Source organism: Streptomyces griseoloalbus (genome assembly GCA_014650015.1).
Lineage (GTDB): Bacteria > Actinomycetota > Actinomycetes > Streptomycetales > Streptomycetaceae > Streptomyces > Streptomyces griseoloalbus.
This window is the reverse complement of sequence record BMUD01000018.1, coordinates 23,824-42,702: the sequence shown is the minus strand read 5'-3', so window position 1 is coordinate 42,702 and position 18,879 is coordinate 23,824. Positions and strand designations below refer to the sequence as shown.

Annotated in this window: 18 protein-coding genes and 1 pseudogene; 8 read left to right on the top strand and 11 right to left on the bottom strand. The window is 71.7% G+C overall.

Annotated elements, in window-relative coordinates; translation table 11 throughout:
* Positions 1-70: 70 nt before the first annotated feature.
* Positions 71-745, bottom strand: coding sequence for a TetR/AcrR family transcriptional regulator (locus IE178_RS25110; RefSeq protein WP_193513858.1), 675 nt, complete (start codon positions 743-745; stop codon positions 71-73).
* A 421-nt stretch (positions 746-1,166) separates the two neighbouring features.
* Here IE178_RS25110 and IE178_RS25105 point away from each other — a divergent pair, with 421 nt between their 5' ends.
* The 3 genes and pseudogenes from IE178_RS25105 (at position 1,167) to IE178_RS36185 (ending at position 2,692) form a co-directional block, all read left to right on the top strand.
* Positions 1,167-2,102 carry an oxidoreductase gene (locus tag IE178_RS25105; RefSeq protein ID WP_318280232.1) on the top strand — a complete coding sequence of 312 codons (936 nt, stop codon included), beginning with the start codon at positions 1,167-1,169 and terminating at the stop codon, positions 2,100-2,102.
* A gap of 23 nt (positions 2,103-2,125) precedes the next feature.
* A pseudogene (locus tag IE178_RS36635) lies at positions 2,126-2,299 on the top strand (transposase); the annotation flags it as partial.
* A 174-nt stretch (positions 2,300-2,473) separates the two neighbouring features.
* Positions 2,474-2,692: a hypothetical protein gene (locus IE178_RS36185; RefSeq protein ID WP_318280231.1), complete on the top strand. Its 219-nt coding sequence runs from the start codon at positions 2,474-2,476 to the stop codon at positions 2,690-2,692.
* Positions 2,693-2,752: 60 nt separating this feature from the next.
* Here the strand turns inward: IE178_RS36185 and IE178_RS25095 are convergent, their stop codons facing one another.
* On the bottom strand, positions 2,753-3,940 hold the full coding sequence (locus IE178_RS25095; protein ID WP_184762416.1) for a thiolase family protein: 1,188 nt from the start codon (positions 3,938-3,940) through the stop codon (positions 2,753-2,755).
* 218 nt (positions 3,941-4,158) lie between these two features.
* Between IE178_RS25095 and IE178_RS25090 the strand changes: the two genes are divergently transcribed.
* The 5 genes from IE178_RS25090 to IE178_RS25070 all read left to right on the top strand — a co-directional run bounded on the left by IE178_RS25090 (position 4,159) and on the right by IE178_RS25070 (position 7,232).
* Complete coding sequence (locus tag IE178_RS25090; RefSeq protein WP_184762829.1) at positions 4,159-4,641, top strand: Dps family protein; 483 nt, start codon at positions 4,159-4,161, stop codon at positions 4,639-4,641.
* Between the two features lie 41 nt (positions 4,642-4,682).
* Positions 4,683-5,015, top strand: coding sequence for a DUF3140 domain-containing protein (locus IE178_RS25085; RefSeq protein WP_184762415.1), 333 nt, complete (start codon positions 4,683-4,685; stop codon positions 5,013-5,015).
* Positions 5,016-5,017: 2 nt separating this feature from the next.
* Entirely contained in the window at positions 5,018-5,677 is a 660-nt protein-coding gene (locus tag IE178_RS25080) for an HhH-GDP family DNA glycosylase (RefSeq protein ID WP_193513855.1), read from the top strand.
* Between the two features lie 113 nt (positions 5,678-5,790).
* Complete coding sequence (locus tag IE178_RS25075) at positions 5,791-6,603, top strand: SAM-dependent methyltransferase (RefSeq protein ID WP_193513854.1); 813 nt, start codon at positions 5,791-5,793, stop codon at positions 6,601-6,603.
* Positions 6,604-6,695: 92 nt separating this feature from the next.
* Positions 6,696-7,232: an NUDIX hydrolase family protein gene (locus IE178_RS25070; protein ID WP_184762412.1), complete on the top strand. Its 537-nt coding sequence runs from the start codon at positions 6,696-6,698 to the stop codon at positions 7,230-7,232.
* A gap of 15 nt (positions 7,233-7,247) precedes the next feature.
* Here the strand turns inward: IE178_RS25070 and IE178_RS25065 are convergent, their stop codons facing one another.
* The 9 genes from IE178_RS25065 to IE178_RS25025 all read right to left on the bottom strand — a co-directional run bounded on the left by IE178_RS25065 (position 7,248) and on the right by IE178_RS25025 (position 18,790).
* The gene (locus IE178_RS25065; protein WP_184762411.1) at positions 7,248-8,432 is read right to left on the bottom strand and encodes an ABC transporter ATP-binding protein; all 1,185 of its coding nucleotides are present in this window, start codon (positions 8,430-8,432) and stop codon (positions 7,248-7,250) included.
* A 25-nt stretch (positions 8,433-8,457) separates the two neighbouring features.
* Positions 8,458-9,291 carry a carbohydrate ABC transporter permease gene (locus tag IE178_RS25060; protein ID WP_221491972.1) on the bottom strand — a complete coding sequence of 278 codons (834 nt, stop codon included), beginning with the start codon at positions 9,289-9,291 and terminating at the stop codon, positions 8,458-8,460.
* Positions 9,291-10,208, bottom strand: coding sequence for a carbohydrate ABC transporter permease (locus IE178_RS25055; RefSeq protein WP_184762410.1), 918 nt, complete (start codon positions 10,206-10,208; stop codon positions 9,291-9,293). The genes IE178_RS25060 and IE178_RS25055 overlap by 1 nt, the downstream gene beginning before the upstream one ends.
* Entirely contained in the window at positions 10,205-11,461 is a 1,257-nt protein-coding gene (locus IE178_RS25050; protein ID WP_229875944.1) for an ABC transporter substrate-binding protein, read from the bottom strand. Before IE178_RS25050 ends, IE178_RS25055 begins: the two co-directional genes overlap by 4 nt.
* 287 nt (positions 11,462-11,748) lie before the next feature.
* Positions 11,749-13,059, bottom strand: coding sequence for a M48 family metalloprotease (locus tag IE178_RS25045; RefSeq protein ID WP_193513853.1), 1,311 nt, complete (start codon positions 13,057-13,059; stop codon positions 11,749-11,751).
* A 558-nt stretch (positions 13,060-13,617) separates the two neighbouring features.
* Positions 13,618-14,181: a Pycsar system effector family protein gene (locus IE178_RS25040; RefSeq protein ID WP_318280230.1), complete on the bottom strand. Its 564-nt coding sequence runs from the start codon at positions 14,179-14,181 to the stop codon at positions 13,618-13,620.
* A complete protein-coding gene (locus IE178_RS25035) occupies positions 14,178-15,428 on the bottom strand; it encodes a PE-PGRS family protein (protein ID WP_193513852.1) in 1,251 nt (416 codons plus the stop codon). Before IE178_RS25035 ends, IE178_RS25040 begins: the two co-directional genes overlap by 4 nt.
* A 111-nt stretch (positions 15,429-15,539) precedes the next feature.
* Positions 15,540-17,879 carry a hypothetical protein gene (locus IE178_RS25030; protein ID WP_184762405.1) on the bottom strand — a complete coding sequence of 780 codons (2,340 nt, stop codon included), beginning with the start codon at positions 17,877-17,879 and terminating at the stop codon, positions 15,540-15,542.
* Entirely contained in the window at positions 17,876-18,790 is a 915-nt protein-coding gene (locus IE178_RS25025) for a hypothetical protein (protein ID WP_193513851.1), read from the bottom strand. Before IE178_RS25025 ends, IE178_RS25030 begins: the two co-directional genes overlap by 4 nt.
* Positions 18,791-18,879: the final 89 nt, after the last annotated feature.

Sequence of the window (18,879 nt, the reverse complement as noted above, 5' to 3'; positions counted from 1 at the left end):
CGGCCGCGCCGGCGCCGTACTAGTCCGTGACGCGCGTGGATGTTCCAAGGCGAGTGGGGCGGAACCGGGCTCAGGCGGAGACGCGGGCGATGGTGCCCGCGGTGAGCGTGGCCAGCATCTCCTGCAGAGCAGTCACGAAGTCCAGCTTGAACGCGGTGAGTGAAAGGTCGGCTTCGTAGGCGGCGAGCATCGCCGGGGAGGGCCGTGCGTGTGTCCACACGGCGCCGACGGCCATGATCATGGCTGCGGTCAACTGCGGTGCGCTGTCGCCCAGCTCAGGAAGGTGCTGGTGGGCCAGCGCCGCCATGTCGGCGACGTTGGCCACGGCCGCGCGCTTATAGCGGGCGGCCACCTGCGGGGAAACGTTGTGTTCCAGTACGCCCGCCTGCGCGCTCAACAGGTCACACAGGACCCGGCGTTGGGCGAGGGAGCCCGCGATGACGGCGGCGAACCGCTCCGTACGGCAGCTCACCGGAGCGTCCTGGTCGATGCCGGCGTGCGCAAGGGCAGGCAAGTCGGCCACCCACTGCCGCCAGGCGCGGTCGAGCAGCTCCAGCAGGATCGCCTCACGCGATTCGAAATAGCGCAGCACATTGGACTTCGCCAGCCCGACGCGGCGGCTCAGCTCGTTCAGGCTGATCTCGCCGATGGGCATCTCCTCGAGCATGGCGGCGGTGGTGTCGAGGATGGCCTGGCGCCGTACCTCACGCTGCTCCTCACTGCGCGCGCGCTGGAAGTTCGTCATGCTCCCAGGTTACAGACTGTCGGTCTTTTGACATCAGACCGGCGGTCTCCTACGTTGGGGGTCGCAGCCAAACAGACCACCGGTCTGAAAAAGGGGGGAGGTCTTGGGCTGCCCACCAGGACCGACGCCCTTCATCGACGAAGTCGTCAACGGGGGCTGTCTCGACGTCATCGACCGACTCTGGGCGGACGACGCGATGTGGCGCGGCGGCAGCCTGGCAGAACACCGCGGCACCGACGCCTGCAGGAAGTTCCTGGCGGCCCAGTGCCGCCGGCTCCTTCAGCGGCATGCGCCCGGACATCATCCAGTTCGTCGCCGAAGCCGCCTTCGCCGAGGACATCCTCGGCATGCTCTTCCAGCTCGGTATCACGAAACCGCCGAGCGCCGCATGACCGAGCACAAAGCAACGAATCCGAGGAGCGTGACAACGGTGAACCACTGGACTCCCGACGACATCCCCGATCAGACCGGCCGCACGGCGCTGATCACCGGCGCGAACGGCGGGATCGGACTCGCGACCGCCCGCGCGCTCGCCGGGCACGGGGCTCGCGTCATCCTGGCCGGCCGCAGCCAGACCAGGCTGAACCAGGCCGCGGAGGCTGTGCGCGCCGCGACCCCCGAGGCCCGGACGGACACCCTCGTGCTCGACCTCTCCGACCTCTCCTCCGTCCGCGACGCGGCCACCCGAATCGCCGAGACCGAGACGGTTGACCTGCTCTTCAACAACGCCGGCGTGATGAACCTGCCCGAGCGGCGAACCACCCACGACGGCCTCGAGATGACGGTCGGCACCAATCACCTCGGCCACTTCGCCTTCGACGCCCAGGTCTGGCCCGCCGTGCGCCGCTCGTCCGCACCGCGCGTGGTCACCGTCAGCGCCATCGCGGCGCGGTGGCCGATGGGCAGGCTGGACGACCTGATGAGCGAAAAGAGCTACCGCGCCATGGGCGCCTACGCCAAGTCCAAGCGCGCCAACATCGTCTACACCCTCGAACTCGCGCGCCGCACTGCGAGCAGCCCCGTCAAGGCGCTCGTCGTCCACCCGGGGTCGGCGATGACCGGTCTGCAGCAGCACGGCAACAGCGCTCTGAGCCGCATGGTCACCTCGATCGCCGCACGCCTGCTCATGGGCTCGGCCGAGGGTGCGGCCTGGCCCTCCCTGTACGCGGCGACCAGCCCGTACGTCCATTCGGGCTGGTTCATCGGCCCCGCCGGCAGGGACCAGACCTCCGGCACCCCCAAGCCCGCCAAGCTTCCCGCAGGCGCCGACGACCCCGCGGAGGGCAGGCGGTTGTGGGCGGCGAGCGAGCAGCTCACAGGTGTCCCCTTCGACCTCGAAGCCGGGACCGCCATCTAGGGTCCGTCTTCACAGGTCGCTGGATGGCGGATCACGGTGGCGTGGCGCGCCGTCATGAACTCATCGATGAGAAGTGGGAATTACTCGCTCCGCTCATTCCACGGGCCGCGACGGTTCGGCCGCCAGTGGAGGACCGCCGGGTGATCAACGGCATGGTCTACACAATGAGGACCGGGATCTCCTGGCGGACCTGCCGGAACGGTACGGGCCGTGGAAGACGGTCTACACCCGCTTCCGCCGCTACGCCTTCGACGGAGTCCTCACCCGGGCCCTGCAGCAAGTGCAGGCCCAGACGACCGGCCGAGGGCGTGAGCGTCCGGTTCGTCCATCCGCCCGGTCCCCCTTTTGCGGCCCGTGGCGGTGGCGTACTGGTGGGCGCGGACGATGGGGGAGTCGATCCGAACCAGCCACCCGATGTCACCGGCCGCGTCCAGGAACGCCACCGCCGCCAGAAGGGACGTCGCGGCGGCAGACCGCCCGTGTTCGACCCGGAGGTCCACCGCAGGCGCGACATCGTCGAACGCTGCTTCAACCGGCTCAAGGGCTTCCGAGGCGTCGCGTCCAGGTACGACAAGACCGCCACCTCCTAGGAAGCAGCGGTCTTGCCTGCCTCGTTCCTGCTCGGGGCGAGACCTGTTCGAAGACGGATCCTAGTGCCGCTCGACGAGCACCGCGCTGCCCTGCCCCACGCCCACGCACATGGTCGCCAGGCCCCGTTCGGCGCCGGTGCGGCGCATGCGGTGCAGCAGGGTGGTGAGGATGCGGGCGCCGGAACAGCCCAGCGGGTGGCCCAGGGCGATCGCGCCGCCGCTGGGGTTGACCAGGTCGGGGTCGATGCCGAGCTGGTCCACGCAGGCCAGGGCCTGCGCCGCGAACGCCTCATTGAACTCGGCCTCCTGGAGGTCGCCGACAGCCCAGTCGGCGCGGGCCAGCACCTTGCGCGTGGCGGGGACGGGGCCGATGCCCATGACGTCGGGGTGGACGCCCGCGGAGGCGCCGGCGACGTAGCGGCCCAGCGACTCGAGTCCCAGCTCGTTCAGGGCCTCCTCGCTGACGAGGATCAGGCCCGCGGCGCCGTCGTTCATCGGGGACGCGTTGCCCGCGGTGACCGAACCGCCCGCACGGAACACCGGCTTCAGCCGGGCCAGCTTCTCGAGCGAGGTGTCCTCACGGATGCACTCGTCGGCGTCGACCACCACGCCGTCCGGGCGGTGAACGGGCAGGAGTTCGTCGTCGAAGTGACCGTTCTTGCGGGCGTTGGCGGCCCGCTGGTGGCTGCGCAGGGCGAACTCGTCCTGGCGTTCGCGCGGGACGCCGTAGCGGGCGGCGACCTCCTCCGCCGTCTCGCCCATGGCCAGCAGGCCGTGCAGTTCCTTCATCGCGGGGTTGACCAGCCGCCAGCCGAGGCGGGTGTCGGCGGTCTCCATGCGGTGCGGGAGGGCCTCGTCGGGGCGGGGCAGGACGAAGGGGGCGCGGCTCATCGACTCGGAGCCGCCCGCGATCACGATGTCGGCCTCGCCCGCGGCGATGGTGCGGGCGGCGGTGGTGACGGCCTCCAGTCCGGAGGCGCACAGCCGGTTGACCGTGGCACCGGGGACCGACTCGGGGAGCCCGGCGAGCAGCGCGGCCATGCGGGCGACGTTGCGGTTGTCCTCGCCGGCCTGGTTGGCGGCGCCCCAGTAGACGTCGTCGACGCGGGCCGGGTCCAGCGCGGGCACGTCGGCGACCAGGCCGCGGATCACGGCGGCGGCGAGGTCGTCGGGCCGTACGGCCGAGAGGGCTCCACGCAGTTTGCCGATGGGGGTGCGGCGGGCGGCCGCGAAGTGGACGGGACGCACGACAGGACTCCTGACCCGAGGGCGATGACTCTGCTCGACCGGCGGCCATCTAAATTAGCACCGCTAGTTTTCGACTATAGACGGCCGGACGGTCGCGGGGAAGCTTCCCGGAACCGCGCCCACGGCCCGTCCGGCACCCGGTGCCGGGTTTGTGCCGGAGGGGCGGGGGCACCCGCGCGTTCGTGAACGACACATCGAGCAAGGAGGAGCAGCACCCCATGACCGTCGTGAAGAGCACCCTGCCCGACGAGGCCCGCCGGGTTTCCTGCGAGGCCCTCCAGGACACCCTGGTCGACCTGCTCGGGCTGTCGCTGATCGGGAAGCAGGCGCACTGGAACGTCGTGGGTCCCCGGTTCCGGTCCATCCACCTCCAGCTGGACGAGGTGGTGTCGGCCGCGCGCGCCCAGGCCGACACGGTGGCGGAGCGGGCCGCGGCGCTCGGCGTGCCGCCGGACGGCCGTCCGGAGACCATCGCCAAGGTGTTCTCCCTGCCGGCCCCGGCGCAGGGCTGGCTGCGCGACACGGAAGCCGTACGGGTCATGACGGAGGCGCTGGGCGCCGCGGTCGCCCGGCTGCGCGAGCGCATCGACGCCACCGAGAAGGCGGACCTGGTCACCCAGGACCTGCTGATCTCGATCACCGCGGAACTGGAGAAGCAGCGCTGGATGTTCGAGGCGGAGAACGTCCCCGGCGAGTCCTGAGCGCCCCGGCACGGCACACACACGCACACAAGGGGCACATCATGAGCGACGCCCTCGAAATCGACGCGCTGTGGGACGGCTTCCACCGCGTGGTGAACATGACCTCGCCGGAGCTCGCCGCCTGGCTGCGGGTGAGTGACGCCGACGAGACGACCGAACCGCTGCCCGACCAGGCCGGCACCGAGACGGGGCGGCACGTCCTGGCCATCCTGCAAAAGCGCCGCACCGACCTGACCGAGGACGACCTGCGCGTGATGGAGGAGGTCGTGGACGCCGTCACCGCGCAGACGGACCCGGGGAACGAGCCCGCGGCCGAGGACACGCCCCGTCGGCACCGGCTGATGACGCTCGGACACGACCCGCTCAAGGCGTAGCCGTGGCCGGCCGGGACGAGCGGGCCGTGGTGCGCGCCCTCGTCGAGGCGCACGGCCGGACGTACGCGCAGGAGGCGGGCATCGACCTGAGGGACACACCGCAGCCGCTGTACCGACTGCTGGTGCTGGCCCATCTGCTCAGCGCCCGCATCAAGGGGTCGATCGCCGTGGCCACCGCCCGTGCCCTGTACGAGGCGGGGCTGCGCGATCCCCGCCGGATGGCCGACGCCGACTGGCAGGAGCGGGTGGACGCGCTCGGCCGGGGCGGCTACCGGCGCTACGACGAACGCACCGCGACCCAGCTCGGCGAGGGCGCCGAGCTGTTGACCGAGCGCTGGGGCGGCGACCTGCGCCGGCTCCGTCAGGAGGCGGACGGCGAGGTCGCCGAACTGCGCCGGCTGCTCCAGGAGTTCCCCGGTGTGGGCCCCGCCGGTGCGGACATCTTCCTGCGCGAGGTCCAGCGCGTCTGGCCGGAGGCCGCCCCTTATCTGGACGCCAAGGCCCTCCAGGGCGCGGAACGGCTGAGGCTGCCGAAGGACCCGGACCGGCTCCTGTCCCTGGCGGGACACGCCGAACCGGCCGTCCTGGCGGCGGCGTTGGTCCGCGCGGCGCTCGACAAGGATGTGGCCGAGGACTCCCTGAGCCGGGCCGCGTCGCGGTGACTCGACGTCAACCGGGCCGTCCCGCCCCCCTTTCGCGGGACAATGTGATCACCGCGCGGCACAATGGCCGGGCGGCCCGACCCGGCCGTACGGGCAAGGGAGAGGGAGAGACCGTGAGTGAGAGCCACACCCCGCCGAGCGGCTCGGCGAGGCTGGACACCGGTGTGGCGCACAACGCGCGCGTGTGGAACTACTGGATCGGCGGCAAGGACAACTACGCGGTCGACCAGCAGGTCGGCGACCACGTCGCCTCGATCAACCCGATCGTCCGGGACATCGCCCGCGCGGACCGGGAGTTCCTGGGCCGGGCGGTGACGTATCTGACCCGCGAGCGCGGCGTGCGGCAGTTCCTCGACATCGGCACGGGCCTCCCGACCGCGGACAACACCCATGAGATCGCCCAGCGCATCGCGCCGGACGCGCGGATCGTGTACGTCGACAACGACCCGATCGTGCTGGTGCACGCCCGCACCCTGCTGACCGGCACCGGCGAGGGCGCCACCGACTACATCGACGCCGACGTGCACGACCCGGACGCCATCCTGGAACGCGCCGCCGGGACCCTGGACATCTCCCGCCCCGTCGCGGTGATGATGCTGGGCATCCTCAACTTCGTACTCGACACCGGCCAGGCCCGTGACATCGTGCGCCGGGTCATGGCGTCGGTGCCCTCCGGGAGCTTCCTGGTCCTCACCCACCCCACCTTCGACCCCGAGGTCGGCGGCGAACTGCAGGTTCCCGCCATGGAGTTCTGGAACAAGAACGCCACTCCCCCGATCACGGCCCGCGGCGCCGCGGACATCGCCGCGTTCTTCGAGGGCCTGGAGCTGGTCGAACCCGGCCTGGTGTCGTGTTCGCGGTGGCGTGCCGCCTCGGACTCCGCCGTCGTGGTACCGCAGTACGGCGCGGTGGCCGTGAAACCCTGACCCGGAGGGCGGGCCGGTCGGACGTGGGGGCGATCACACCCGTTCCGGAGCGGCTACCCCCACGCCCCGACCGCTGAAAGTATGATCAAGCAATGTCTGACATGACCGAAACCACGCCGGGTTGGCTGTCCTCCGACGATCTGGAGATGGCGCGCGCCCACATGCCGATCCTGTACGTCGAGGCCGTCCCCGTGCGTGTCGACGACAGCGGTGAAGTCACCAGCGTCGGTCTGCTGCTGCGCATGGGGCCGGAAGGAACGGTCAGCCGGACTCTGGTGTCCGGCCGGGTGCTGCACCACGAACGCGTCCGGGACGCCCTGCTGCGCCACCTGGAGAAGGATCTCGGCCCGGTGGCGCTGCCCCGCGTCCCGGCGTCGCTCCAGCCGTTCACGGTCGCCGAGTACTTCCCCACCCAGGGCATCACCCCCTTCCACGATCCTCGTCAGCACGCGGTGTCGCTGGCGTACATCGTGCCGGTGACGGGCGACTGCCGGCCCCGGCAGGACGCGCTGGACCTGGTGTGGTTCAGCCCGCAGGAGGCCGTGTCGCAGGCGGTCCAGAGCGAGATGCCCGGCGGGCACGGGGTGCTGCTGAAGCAGGCGCTGGCCCACGCGGGCTGCGCCGTCTGACGACGCCGGCAGGGCTCAGTCCGTGCTCTCCGGGTGGGTGAGGTTGGTCCCGGTCGACGGGTCGAAGACATGGGCCTTGCCCATGTCGATGCGGAGGTCGACGGGTGCGCCCTCGCGGGCGCGGGTGGCGGCGTTCAGCCGGGCCACGATCTGCTGCCCGGCCCCGGCCCCGGTGTCGCGCGCGCCGGAGTCCGTGGCGAGTTCCTCCAGTTCGGCGGTGGTCACCGGCCCGCCCTCGGCACTGAAGTAGACGTAGGCGTCGGAGCCCAGCGACTCCAGCACGTCCACGGTGGCGGTGACGAGGGGGCCGCCCGTCTCGCGCGCCAGGCTCGCGTCCTCGAACGCCTCGGGACGGAGCCCGACGATGACCTCGCGGGGCGCGTTCCGCTCCTCCAGCGCCCGGCGCATGCGGTCGTCGAGCGGCAGGGCGCCCAGCGGGGTGCGCAGGACGCCCTCGGAGAGGGAGGCGTTGAGGAAGTTCATCGCCGGGGAGCCGATGAAGCCCGCGACGAACAGGTTGCGCGGCAGGTCGTAGAGCTGGGCGGGGGTGCCGGTCTGCTGGACCAGGCCCTGCCGCATGACGACGACCCGGTCGCCGAGGGTCATCGCCTCGGTCTGGTCGTGGGTGACGTACACGGTGGTGGTGCCCAGGCGGCGCTGCAGCCGGGAGATCTGGGTGCGCATCTGCACGCGGAGCTTGGCGTCGAGGTTGGACAGCGGCTCGTCCATGAGGAAGGCCTTGGGGTCGCGGACGATCGCCCGCCCCATGGCCACCCGCTGGCGCTGTCCGCCGGAGAGGTGGGCGGGCTTGCGGTCCAGGAACTCGCTCAGGTCGAGCACCCGGGCGGCCTCCTCGACCTTGCTGTCGATGGTGGCCTTGTCCACCCTCGCCAGCCGCAGCGGGAACCCCATGTTCTCCCGCACGCTCATGTGCGGGTACAGGGCGTAGCTCTGGAACACCATGGCGACGTCGCGCTCCTTGGGGGCGAGGTCGTTGACGACCCGGCCCCCGATGCGCAGGGTGCCCTCGGTGATGTCCTCGAGCCCGGCGATCATGTTCAGGGTGGTGGACTTGCCGCATCCGGACGGGCCGACCAGGATCACGAACTCGCCGTCGGCGATGTCGATGTCCACGTCCCGCACGGCGAGGGATCCGTCGGGATAACGCTTGGTGACTCCCTTGAGGACGATCTCGGCCATGGGTGGTGCCTCCTTGCCTTCAGTCTCATCCCTTGACCGCGCCGGAGGTCAGTCCGGCGACGATCCGCCGCTGGAAGAGCAGGACGAAGATGATGATCGGGATGGTGATCACCACGGCTGCGGCGGCGATCGACCCGGTGGGCTGCTGGAACTGCGAGCTGCCGGTGAAGAACGCGATCGCGGCGGGCACGGTCCGCGCGGACTCGGTGGAGGTCAGCGAGATCGCGAAGAGGAAGTCGTTCCAGCAGAAGATGAACACGAGGATGGCGGTGGTGAACACGCCCGGCGCGGCCAGCGGCACGATGACCAGCCGGAAGGCCTGCGCGGGCGTGGCCCCGTCCACCTTGGCGGCCTTCTCCAGGTCCCAGGGGATCTCCCGGAAGAACGCCGACAGGGTGTAGATCGCCAGCGGCAGCGAGAAGGTCATGTACGGGATGATCAGCCCCGCCCAGGTGTCGAAGATGCCGATGATCCGCTCGATGTTGAACAGCGGGGAGACCAGGGAGATCGGCGGGAACATGGCGATGAGCAGCGACATGCCGATGAGGACCTGTTTGCCGGGGAACCGCAGCCGGGCGACCGCGTAGGCGGCCATGGTGCCGAGGATCACCGCGATCACGGTGGCGATCAGGGCGATGCCGATCGAGTTGATCAGCGCCCGGGTGAACTCGGAGGTCTCGAAGATGCCCCGGTAGTTCTCCCAGGTCCAGTCGCGGGGGATGTAGTTGCCGTCGGTGAGGGTGGCGGGGTCCTTGAAGGACAGGGCGGCGATCCACCACACCGGGAACAGCGCGTACAGCACCACCACGATGTTGACGACGCCCCATCGGGTCGCGTGTGTCTTGCCCACGGCGGCCATCAGCGTTTCACCTCCGCGCCCGGTGCGGCCGCGCCGAACAGCTTGACGAAGGTGAAGGCGATGATCCCGACGCAGAGGAAGATCAGGACCGAGATCGCCGACCCGATGCCCAGGTTCAGCGCGGTGAACAGGTTGTCGTAGCCGAGGATCGACAGGGAACCGGTGCCCTGGGCGCCCGCGGTCAGGACGTAGATGTTGTCGAAGATCCGGAAGGCGTCCAGGGTGCGGAAGAGCAGGGCGACCAGGATCGCCGGTTTCATCAGCGGCAGCATGACCTTGGTGAACCGCTGCCAGGGGGTGGCGCCGTCGACCATCGCCGCCTTCAGGGTCTCCTCGGGGACCAGGGCGAGACCGGCCAGCAGCAGCAGCGCCATGAACGGGGTGGTCTTCCACACCTCGGCGAGGATGATCAGCCAGAGCGCGGGCCACTGTTCGGTGAGCGGGGCGTCGCCGCTGGGCAGCAGCTCGGCGAGATAGCCGAGTTCGGGGGTCCAGGCGTACTGCCAGGAGAAGGCGGCGACGACGGTGACGATGCCGTACGGGATCAGCACGGCGGTGCGCACCGTGCCGCGCAGGAAGAGCGTCCGGTGCATCACCAGGGCGAGGCCCATGCCGAGGGCGAGCTCGATGGCCACGGACACGGCGGTGACGAACAGCGTGACCCAGAAGGCGTCCCACCAGAACGGCGAGGACAGCACCGCCCCGTAGTTGCTCAGCCCCACGAACTCGGCCCGGGCCGGGAAGCGCAGGTCGTAGCGCTGGAGGGACAGATAGATCGCGTAGCCGATGGGGTAGGCGGTCACGGCGATCATGACGAGGACGGCCGGTGCGCACAGCAGCCATCCCAGGCGGCGTTCCTGCTGAGCGCCGACCGAGACGGCCGCCTTGCCCTTCGTCGGCTCCGCCGTCGTGCTCACGGGATCACACCCTCGGATCGCAGGGCCTCGTCGATCTGCTCCCCGATGGTGCCGACCGCGCTCTCCGGCTTGATGCCGGACGGCGGGGACAGGGTGTGGGAGACGGCGATCGACACGTTCTGGTAGGCGGGGGTGACCGGCCGCACGCTCGCCGACTCCAGGGCGTCCAGCACCTCCTTGGAGAAGGGGTACGCCTTCATGAACGCCGGCTCGTCGTACAGGGCGCGCAGGGTGGGCGGCAGTCCGCCCTCGAGCGCGGCGGTGAGCTGGTTCTCCCGGTCGCGCAGGCACAGGGCGGCCTCGAAGGCCAGGTCGGGGTGGCGGGAGTAGGCGCTGACGGCGAGGTCGATGCCGCCGATGGTGGGGCGGGCGGGGCGGTCGGCGTCGACCCGGGGATAGGGCGCCCAGCGGAAGTCCTTGAACAGCTTCGGGTTGTTCGCCTTCATCGACGGATAGACGAACGGGTAGTTGAGTTCGAAGGCCGCCACCCCCGTCTCCATCGCCAGGCGGTTCTGGTCCTCCATCTGGTTGGGCAGGGAGGGGTCGGCGGCCGGGGAGCGGGCGAGGTCCCGCATGATCGAGGCAGCTCGCACGGCGGGCGGTCCCAGGGAGGGCTCGGTGGCGCGCGGGTCGAGGATGGAGCCGCCGGCGCTGTTGATCACGCTGTTGAACCAGACGGTCAGGCCTTCGTACTGGGCGCCCTGGATCTCCACGTAGTGCGGTTTGCCCTGCCGGGCGAGGTCGCGGGACATCTCCAGCATCTCGGACCAGGTCCTGGGCGGGGTGGGCACCAGATCCTTGCGGTACCACAGGAGTTGCGTGTTGGTGTTGTACGGGACGGCGTAGAGCCTGCCCTTCCAGGTGGCGGTCCGCAGGGGGACGCTGAGCGTGCCCTCGGTGGCCCGGCGCTTCGTCTCGCCCGTCCACTCCCGGATCCAGCGCGCCTCGGCGAACTCGGCGGCCCAGGTGACGTCCAGACCCAGGATGTCGAGTGAGTCGTCCTCGGCGGCGAGCCTGCGCACCATCTGCTGGCGTTGGCCGTCGGCGGCCCGGGGCAGCTTGTTGTAGCTGATCCGGTAGCGGCCGCCGGACGCCTGGCTGCACCGGTCGGCGGCTTTCTGCAGCGCGCCGGAGTCGTCGGGGAAGTTGTACCAGTTGAGGGTGGGGCGGTCGGTGTCCTCGTCGCCGCCGCAGGCGGCGAGCGTCGACGCCAGCAGAGTCAACGCGACCAGCGCCCGCGTCCGTCGCACCACGCGCTCCACACCTCGCTTCCGGGATCGCGGCGCGGGTGTCGGACCCCGCGGCATCGCCTACTCGGCGAACGTTAAGCAGCACATGGAGCGACATCAAGGACATTTGTATCAATTCACCCGACGGCCTCGGCGAGGACGCGTTCGATCGCGATCATGCCGTCCCCGCCCGGCACGCGGACGTGCGCCCTCGACCGCGGCGGCAAGGCCGGCCTACGGGCCGGCGGACGGGGAAACGACGAGGAGGCCGCCTCGGGTGTCCCCGCCACGGCCTCCGCCCCGGGAACGCGCTAGGGAACCGAACGCTGGACCTGCTGGGACATGACGAGCCTGACGTTCCGCAGTCGCGCCTCGGCGTTCGTGTGCGCGGCCTTGGCCACCAGGCGCCCGCTGTCCACCGCCTTCCCCGGCCCGGGGTTCGGTGGTACGGGATGGCCGTGACCCGGGTAGGGCTGTGGCGCTTGGTACTGCCCCGGGTAGGGCTGTGGCGCCTGGTACTGCCCCGGGTACGGCTGCTGGAACGGTGGCACGCCCGGAGGCACCGGTGCCGGACCGTACGGGGGAGCACCCGGCACTGCCGCCGCCCGGGCCTCCGCCATGAGGACATCCTCCAGCGCCTCACCGAACCCGAGTCCCACGGCGTACGCGTCGGCACGGAACTCGGCCCTCCGGTGCAGCCGGGCGATGACCAGCGGGCCGGCCGCCACCGGCAGGACGAGCCACCACATCCCCTCCACGAAGGTCATCAGGAAGAGAAACTGCACGATCATCAGTGACAGGCAGCCCCCGCAGGCGATGCCGGCCCAGTGTTTCGTGCGGAAGAGGAGGAACAGGAGGGCGAGGACCGCCCGCCCGGCCGCCCGCGCGGGCAGCGCGTACCAGTCGGCCAGCATCGCCGCCCAGGTGTGGCCGCCCACGTGGTGGCCGAGCTCGTGCGCGAGCACCGCTCCGAGACGGGAGTTGGGCAGCCGCTCCATCGCGTGCCGGGTGACGGCGACGATGTGCCCGGCGGCGGCCGTCGCGTTCAGCTCGGTGCGCTCCTGGATCCAGAGCTCGTACGTCTCCCGGTCCACCCCGGCCCGCCGGGTCACCTGTTCCCACACCACGTCCAGCCGCTGGGCCTCCTCCGGCGTGGGACCGCGCATCCCGAACAGATACCGGGCGATGGCCGATTCGACCCCGCGGTGGAAGACGAGAGGTCCGGAGAGCAGCCAGGCCACCGGAACGATCAGGGCGAGGACGGGGGTGATCAGGCCGGACACGACGGCGACCACGGCCAGGCTGATCAGCCCGAGGGGCACGGTCACCAGCAGGTGGGACAACGCGGCGCCGTCGATGCCCCGCTGTGCGGCCTTCACCATCCTGCGGCCCTGGTCCAGGGCCAGGTCGTCGTGGTCGGCGGCGGGCCCGGGGACCGGCGCCGGATGCGCCGTGGGCCCCAGGGGCGCGGCGTACGGAGTGGCCGACGGTGCGTAGGCGGTGGCCGGCGCCTGCGGTGAGCCGCCCCCGGCCCTCGGCGCGGGCACCGCGTCGCCGGGGTAGGACGGCGAGTCCACGCCGGGATACGCCGGCGGCGTCTGGTCCCGTAAGGCCGTCGGCACGCCCACCGAGTACGCGGGCGGTTCCCCGTCGGCGAACGAGGGACCCGCATCACCCGGGAGCACGGGACGAGAAATCTCACCCGAATACGCCGTCGGCACGCCCACCGGGTACGCGGGCGGGACCTCGCCGGCGTACGAGGGGGCGGCATCACCCGGATACGCGGGAGAAGGATTCGCGCCCCGAGACGCGGACGACGCATCCCCGGGGTACGCGGGCGCCGCGTCTGCCGGGTACACCGGAGGCACCTCGGCACCCTGGTGCGCGGGAGGGGTCTGCCCCGGATACGCGGGCGGGACGTCCGCGGGATACCCGGGTGTCGCCGCCCCTCCCGAACCCGGCGGGGGCGGGCCCTCATCGCCCGGATACGGCGGCGGAACCTGCTCCCCCGGATACGGCGGAGGGGGAACGTCCTCATGGTCGGACATGACGGTGTGTCTCCTGACGGTCTTCTCGTGTGAATCGTCGGCGGCGCTCCCTCTGCCTCGGCTGCCCTAGGCCTGTCTGACAGTTCCCGCCTGCCTCGCGGGCGACGACGCGAATGGTCAGACAGGCCCTAGCTAGCCGACGAGCAGCGCACCGGGCAGGAGGACGAGCGCCACCGTGAACCCGGCCATGCCCGTCCTCAGCCAGCCGTACTTGAGCGAGACGATCCGGCTGTTCTCCCTGAGCGAGGCGAGGACGGCGGCCCTCGGGGCGCGGTCGGTCTCGCGCAGCGCCTCCTCCAGGGCCTCCAGGCCTTGGCGGGCGGCGCCACGTATGTCCGCGAAGTGAGTGAGGGGGGCGCCCGGCTGCCAGTCGGCCGTCCGGTAGCGGGGCACGACGGCCATGAGCAGGGCCACGAGCGAGACGAGGAAGCAGGCGACTCCGGCCCACCACATCGTCTGGCCGAGTGCCGAGAGGTCGGCGGAGCGCCATCCGCGCGCGGTGAGCACGCCGACGAGCGCGGCGGTCGTCATGCCCTGAGCGGCCACGAGGACCGACCCCTTGGTGTCGGCGCGGGCGGCCTCCTGGCGCAGTTCGCCCAGGAGCCGCTCCGCCGTACGCTGTGCCTGCGGCTCGGTCCGCACCGGGGTCGGTGCGGGGTCCGGATCGGATCGGGGTTCGGGAACGGCGGCACTCATCGCGGCGGTTGCGGGGGCGCGGGGTAGCCGAAGACCGGTCCGTCCTCCGGCTGGGGCGGGGGCGTGCCTCCGGGGCCGGGCTCGGTCTCAGTCTCGGTCTCGGGCGGTGTGCCGCCTCCGTACGTCACCGCAGGCTCCGGCGCGGTACCGGGCGCCTGGCCCCCCGGCGGATCCGGGGACACCGGCCCCCCGGCCGCGGGCAGTGGCTGTGCCGCACCCTGGGACAGCTTCGCGCTCAGGACTTCCTTGATGACGTTGGCCGCGAGCCGGCGCGGCTCGTCCATCTGGTGTTCCTCGAGGCCGCCGGGGCCACCGCCGAGAGCCTGGAGTGCGACCGTGAGCTGGTTCTGCATCGTCAGCAGCTGGTCCTGGCGCAGGTTCTCCATCACGAGGCGGGCGTCTTCCGGGTGCCGGGCGAGCTGGAAGGCCATGGCGGCCGGGCCGCCGCGCTCCAGCCAGTAGGCGTAGTACTCGATCTTCTTGGCCTCGATCTCCTGGAGTTCCAGCTCCTGACGGCCGCGGGCGAGACTGCGCTGGTGATCGAGCGCCTGCCGCTGGAACTCGATGCGGTGCTGCTGCTCGCCCTGCACGAGAGCGCGCTCGGCCGCCAGTTCGTCCTCCCGCATCAGCAGGGCGTGCCGGGGTTCCAGTTTCTGGCGCGCGAAGGCGATCTCGCGCAGTTCACGCTCCTGTTCGAGGGCTGCCTCGTCACGCCGGATCTGCAGGCCGCAGCGGATGTCCAGCCCGGCCCGCACGCCCAGGTGGCCGCCGGCCTCCAGGGCCTTGCGGGCGTGGAGTTCGGCCTCCGCGCTGTCCTCCATCGCGTAGCCGCGGAGTACGGGCCGTATGGCCTGCTCGACGAGGCGCTGCACCATGGCCGGCACGTTCCGCTCGCCGCTTGCGACGAAGGCGGCCGGGTCGAGGACCTGCCAGGTGCAGTTCAGCGACACTTCGAAGAGGAAGGCGTCGTTCTGGCTGGTCAGGGACAGGACGGTGGCGGCCTCGTGCCACCCCATGTCCACCTCGTACACGCTGGTCCATCGCCGGGTGGCCAGCTCGGTGCGGCTCGGCCGGCTCGGCGGGAGGTAGGTGTCGAGGCCGCCCTGGGCCGTGGTGAACACGAGGGCGTGGTCGATGCGCGTGGCCCGCAGCGGCTTGAAGCGGGACAGCTCCTGGATCGTGACCACCGGGTCGACGAGTACGGAGTGACGGTTGGCGTCCTGCTGCCACTGGGGCGGCTGGCTCATCATCGTGACGGTGCTCCTTTGGAACGGTTCGGACGTCGTGTGCCCTTTGAACGGTTCGGACGTCGTGTGCCCGAGGACGTCATGCCGAGGGGTTCACCGCGGTCGCCGCACTCACCGGGAGGGTGTCGCGGCGGCGGTACGGGCGTCCACGTGCGGCGCGGACACCAGGGTGTGCAGCCGGAGGGCCACGGCGGGCGGTGCGGAGTCGGCCTCGCCGCGCAGGTTCTCCAGGAGGTAGGCGAGCCGCCGGTGGTCCTCGGCGGAGACCACGAGGAGAGCCATCAGCTCGGCGAGCGCGGTCTCGGCCCCCCGGTCGTCCTCGGCGGCGCGGACCCATTGGCGCATGGTGCTGAGTCCGGAGGCGGAGCACACCGGGTCGTTGAGGACGCGGCGCCACAGGGCGGCGAGGGCGTGCCGCAGCACCGCTCCGTCCGTGCCCTGTCGCGGGTCGGCTCGCGCGAACAGGTCGAGCAGCAGGGGGCGTCCCGTGCCCGCGGGCCCGTCCGTGGGTCCGCAGGCATGGACCATGGTCCGTAGTACGAAGTCCCTGGTGGTGCCGTGGGCGAGGCGCGGCAGGGCGTCCCACAGGCCGGCCGCGGCGTCCCAGTCGTCACGCGCGGCAGCCTCCTGCCCGGCCGCGAGCAGCAGGGCCGCGGCGGACTGGGCGAGATCGTCGCGCTCCTCCGCCCAGCCACGGGCAGGTGTTCCCCGGGACTCCATGCCGCGTACGGCCTCGGTGAGCGCGGCGAGTGCCTCCTGGGGGAAGGCGTCTCCGACCAGGGCGTAGCAGCGGACGGCGGTCCAGCGCAGGCGGTGGTCCGGGGCGGTGCACCACTCCGCGAGGATGCGGGAGACGTGCGGGGCACCCAAGTGGTGGGCGAGGGCGAGCGCGTTGGCAGCGGCGAGCCGTGCGCGCAGTCGGCGGTCCGCCGCCCAGGAGCGGATGAGCAGGGCCATGGCCGACGGCAGGTCGGCCTCGGCCATGACGGCGGCGGTGGCGGCCGCGCGGGTACGGACCACGGGCCGGGGGTCGTCGGCGAGGCGACGCAGCCAGGCCACGAGCGCGGGCCGGGCGGACGGATGACCGGTCCACACCTCGCGGAGCAGGGTGATGGCGGTGAGCCGGTCCCTGAACTGCACCTTCGTCTGGAGCACCGGGCCCCAGTCGGTGTCCTCGGGCTCCTGGTAGCGGTCGGCGAGTGCCTGCTCGACCCGTTGGGCGCTGGAGGTGCCGAAGACGGGGATCCGAGCCGGCTCGCCCGGGTTCTCGATGCGCTGGAGGAAGCCGAAGAGGACGTCGCTCAGCTCCGCGGTGAGGGGGTAGGGGGCCTCGTCGAAGGTGGCGAGGGCGATGAGGAACGCCTTGTCGTGCAGGGTGTGGTCCGCGCTGTCGAACCACTCCCTGACCTGCCGTTCGGCGGCGTAGTGGCCGAACGCCCCGATCTCGGCCAGGGACACCGTGCCCCGGGCGTAGCCGGCGACGCGTGCGGCGAAGCGGGCGGTGTCGGCGACCGGCCGGTGGTGGGCGAGGACGGACCGTACCTCGTCGAGGGCGAGAAGCTCGTCCACGCCGCGCCCGCCGATGTCCTCGTTCCTGAGGTGTCCGGCGAGCAACGCGGCGGGGGCCGGTGGCTGCCAGGGGACGGGGGCCACCCCGCCGTGGACGACGGGGTGGGGTCCGACGACGAGGACGAGGTGGCTTCCGGTGGCGTGGAGCCGTTCGCTGAGGGCACGGATGTGGTGCTCGCGCAGCGGGCGTTCAGCGCTGGTGGCGAAGTCGGCGACGAGGTGGCCGCAGCCTTCGCGCAGCTCACCGGCGAGTCGGCCGGGCGGGAGCGCCGGGTCGAGGGCCCGGTAGGAGCGTGCGCCGACCGCGCGGAGCAGCATGAGGGCGGCTGCCCTGCGGCCGGTGGTGGCCGGTCCGGAGAGCAGGGCCACCCGGTGGTTCCTGAGATCGGCCAGCGCTTGGGCGAACGGGCTGCCGGGCTCCCATGGTTCGTCCGGTTCCCGGCCGTCGGCGGGAGCGGTGTCGTCGGCCCCGGCGCCGGATCCGTCCCGGGGCGGGTAGACGAAGTTCCGTGCCAGGGCCTCGACCTCGGTGCCGGGAATCTCTCCGGACCGTTCCTCGGTGTCCGCGCCGAGGTGGTACTCCACCTTGCTGCCGCCGAGGATGACGTCGCCGGTGACGTGGCCACCGCTGACTCCGTGCTGGTCGCCGCCGACAAGGGAGCCGCCGATCCGGGCGGAGTGTCCGAGCATGATGCCGGGGCTGTGCCGATAGAGGTCCCGGCGGGAGTCCCAGGCGTGTTCCGTCTCGTCCTCGGCGCCCGCTGACTCCTCGGCGCCGGTGGCGTCGGCGGCTCCGTCCGGGGTGTCCGGGGCGGTCGCGGACCGTTCCGGGTGCGGACCCTGCCCGTCCGGGCCGGCCTGGTGGTCCTGGGGTGTGTTCACCGCCGGCTCCCGTCCGTGGTGCCGTCCTCGGTCCGGGTGCCGCCGAGCACTACGTCACCGGTGACCTGGCCACCGCTCACGCCTTGCTGGTCGCCACCGACGAGGGAGCCGTGGATCACGGGCGCGCCGTGGAAGTGGAACACGGCTCCGGCGGACCGCTCCTGGGGAGCGGGGGCGGGAGCCGGAGCGGCGGTCCGGCCCGCGGCGGGAGCGGGCGGGTGAGCCTCGGCCGCCTCGGCGGCTTGTGCGGGAGCGGAGGATCGCGCGGGAGGGGAGTCGGGTTCCGGAGCCGGTGCGGTGATCCGGGCGGTCGGGGTCCGGCCCGATGAGGCGCCCTGGTGGATCCAGGCGGGCAGCGTACCGTCCTTCACGGTGACGTCCGCCTGCCGGAAGAGGTCCGGCCGGACCCCCCGGTGACCGTGCCGGACCACACCCTCGTACACCGGCGCGCTCACCGCGAGAACGCAGTGCTCGTCCCGGCGCTCGGCGAGGGCGGACCGCAGTACGTCGGCGTCGAGCAGTCGGCAGGCCTGGTTGAGGTCGTGTCCGACGAGTCCCCCGGTGGTCCCGGCGTGCGGGTCATGGGCCACCTCGCCGACGGCGAGGACGATCCTGAGCCGCATTTGGGCGCTGTCCGAGGCGAGCAGGTTGTGCTCGTGGAGGAGTTCGGGAGTGGTGGTGACCAGTGTCCGCAGCAGTACCGTCTTGGCCACGTCCCCGCTGAGCAGCACGATCAGGCCGTCGCCGCGGTCTTCGCGGTACTGCTGGGTGGCCTCGACGCCGGCGGCCTCCAGTGTCTCGTCCACGATCTTGTTCAGGGTGCGCCGCAGAACGGCCTGCACCACGTCGTCGCGACGGCTGAACCTCTCGATGTCGAGGAGCAGGATGGTCCGGTTGACAGGCTCGCGCATGGCCGCCTTCCGCTGGTGGAACGGCCCGCTCAGGGCCTTGTGGACATCCAGAAGATGCCAGCATCCGGGAGTACGGGGCGACGGAAGTT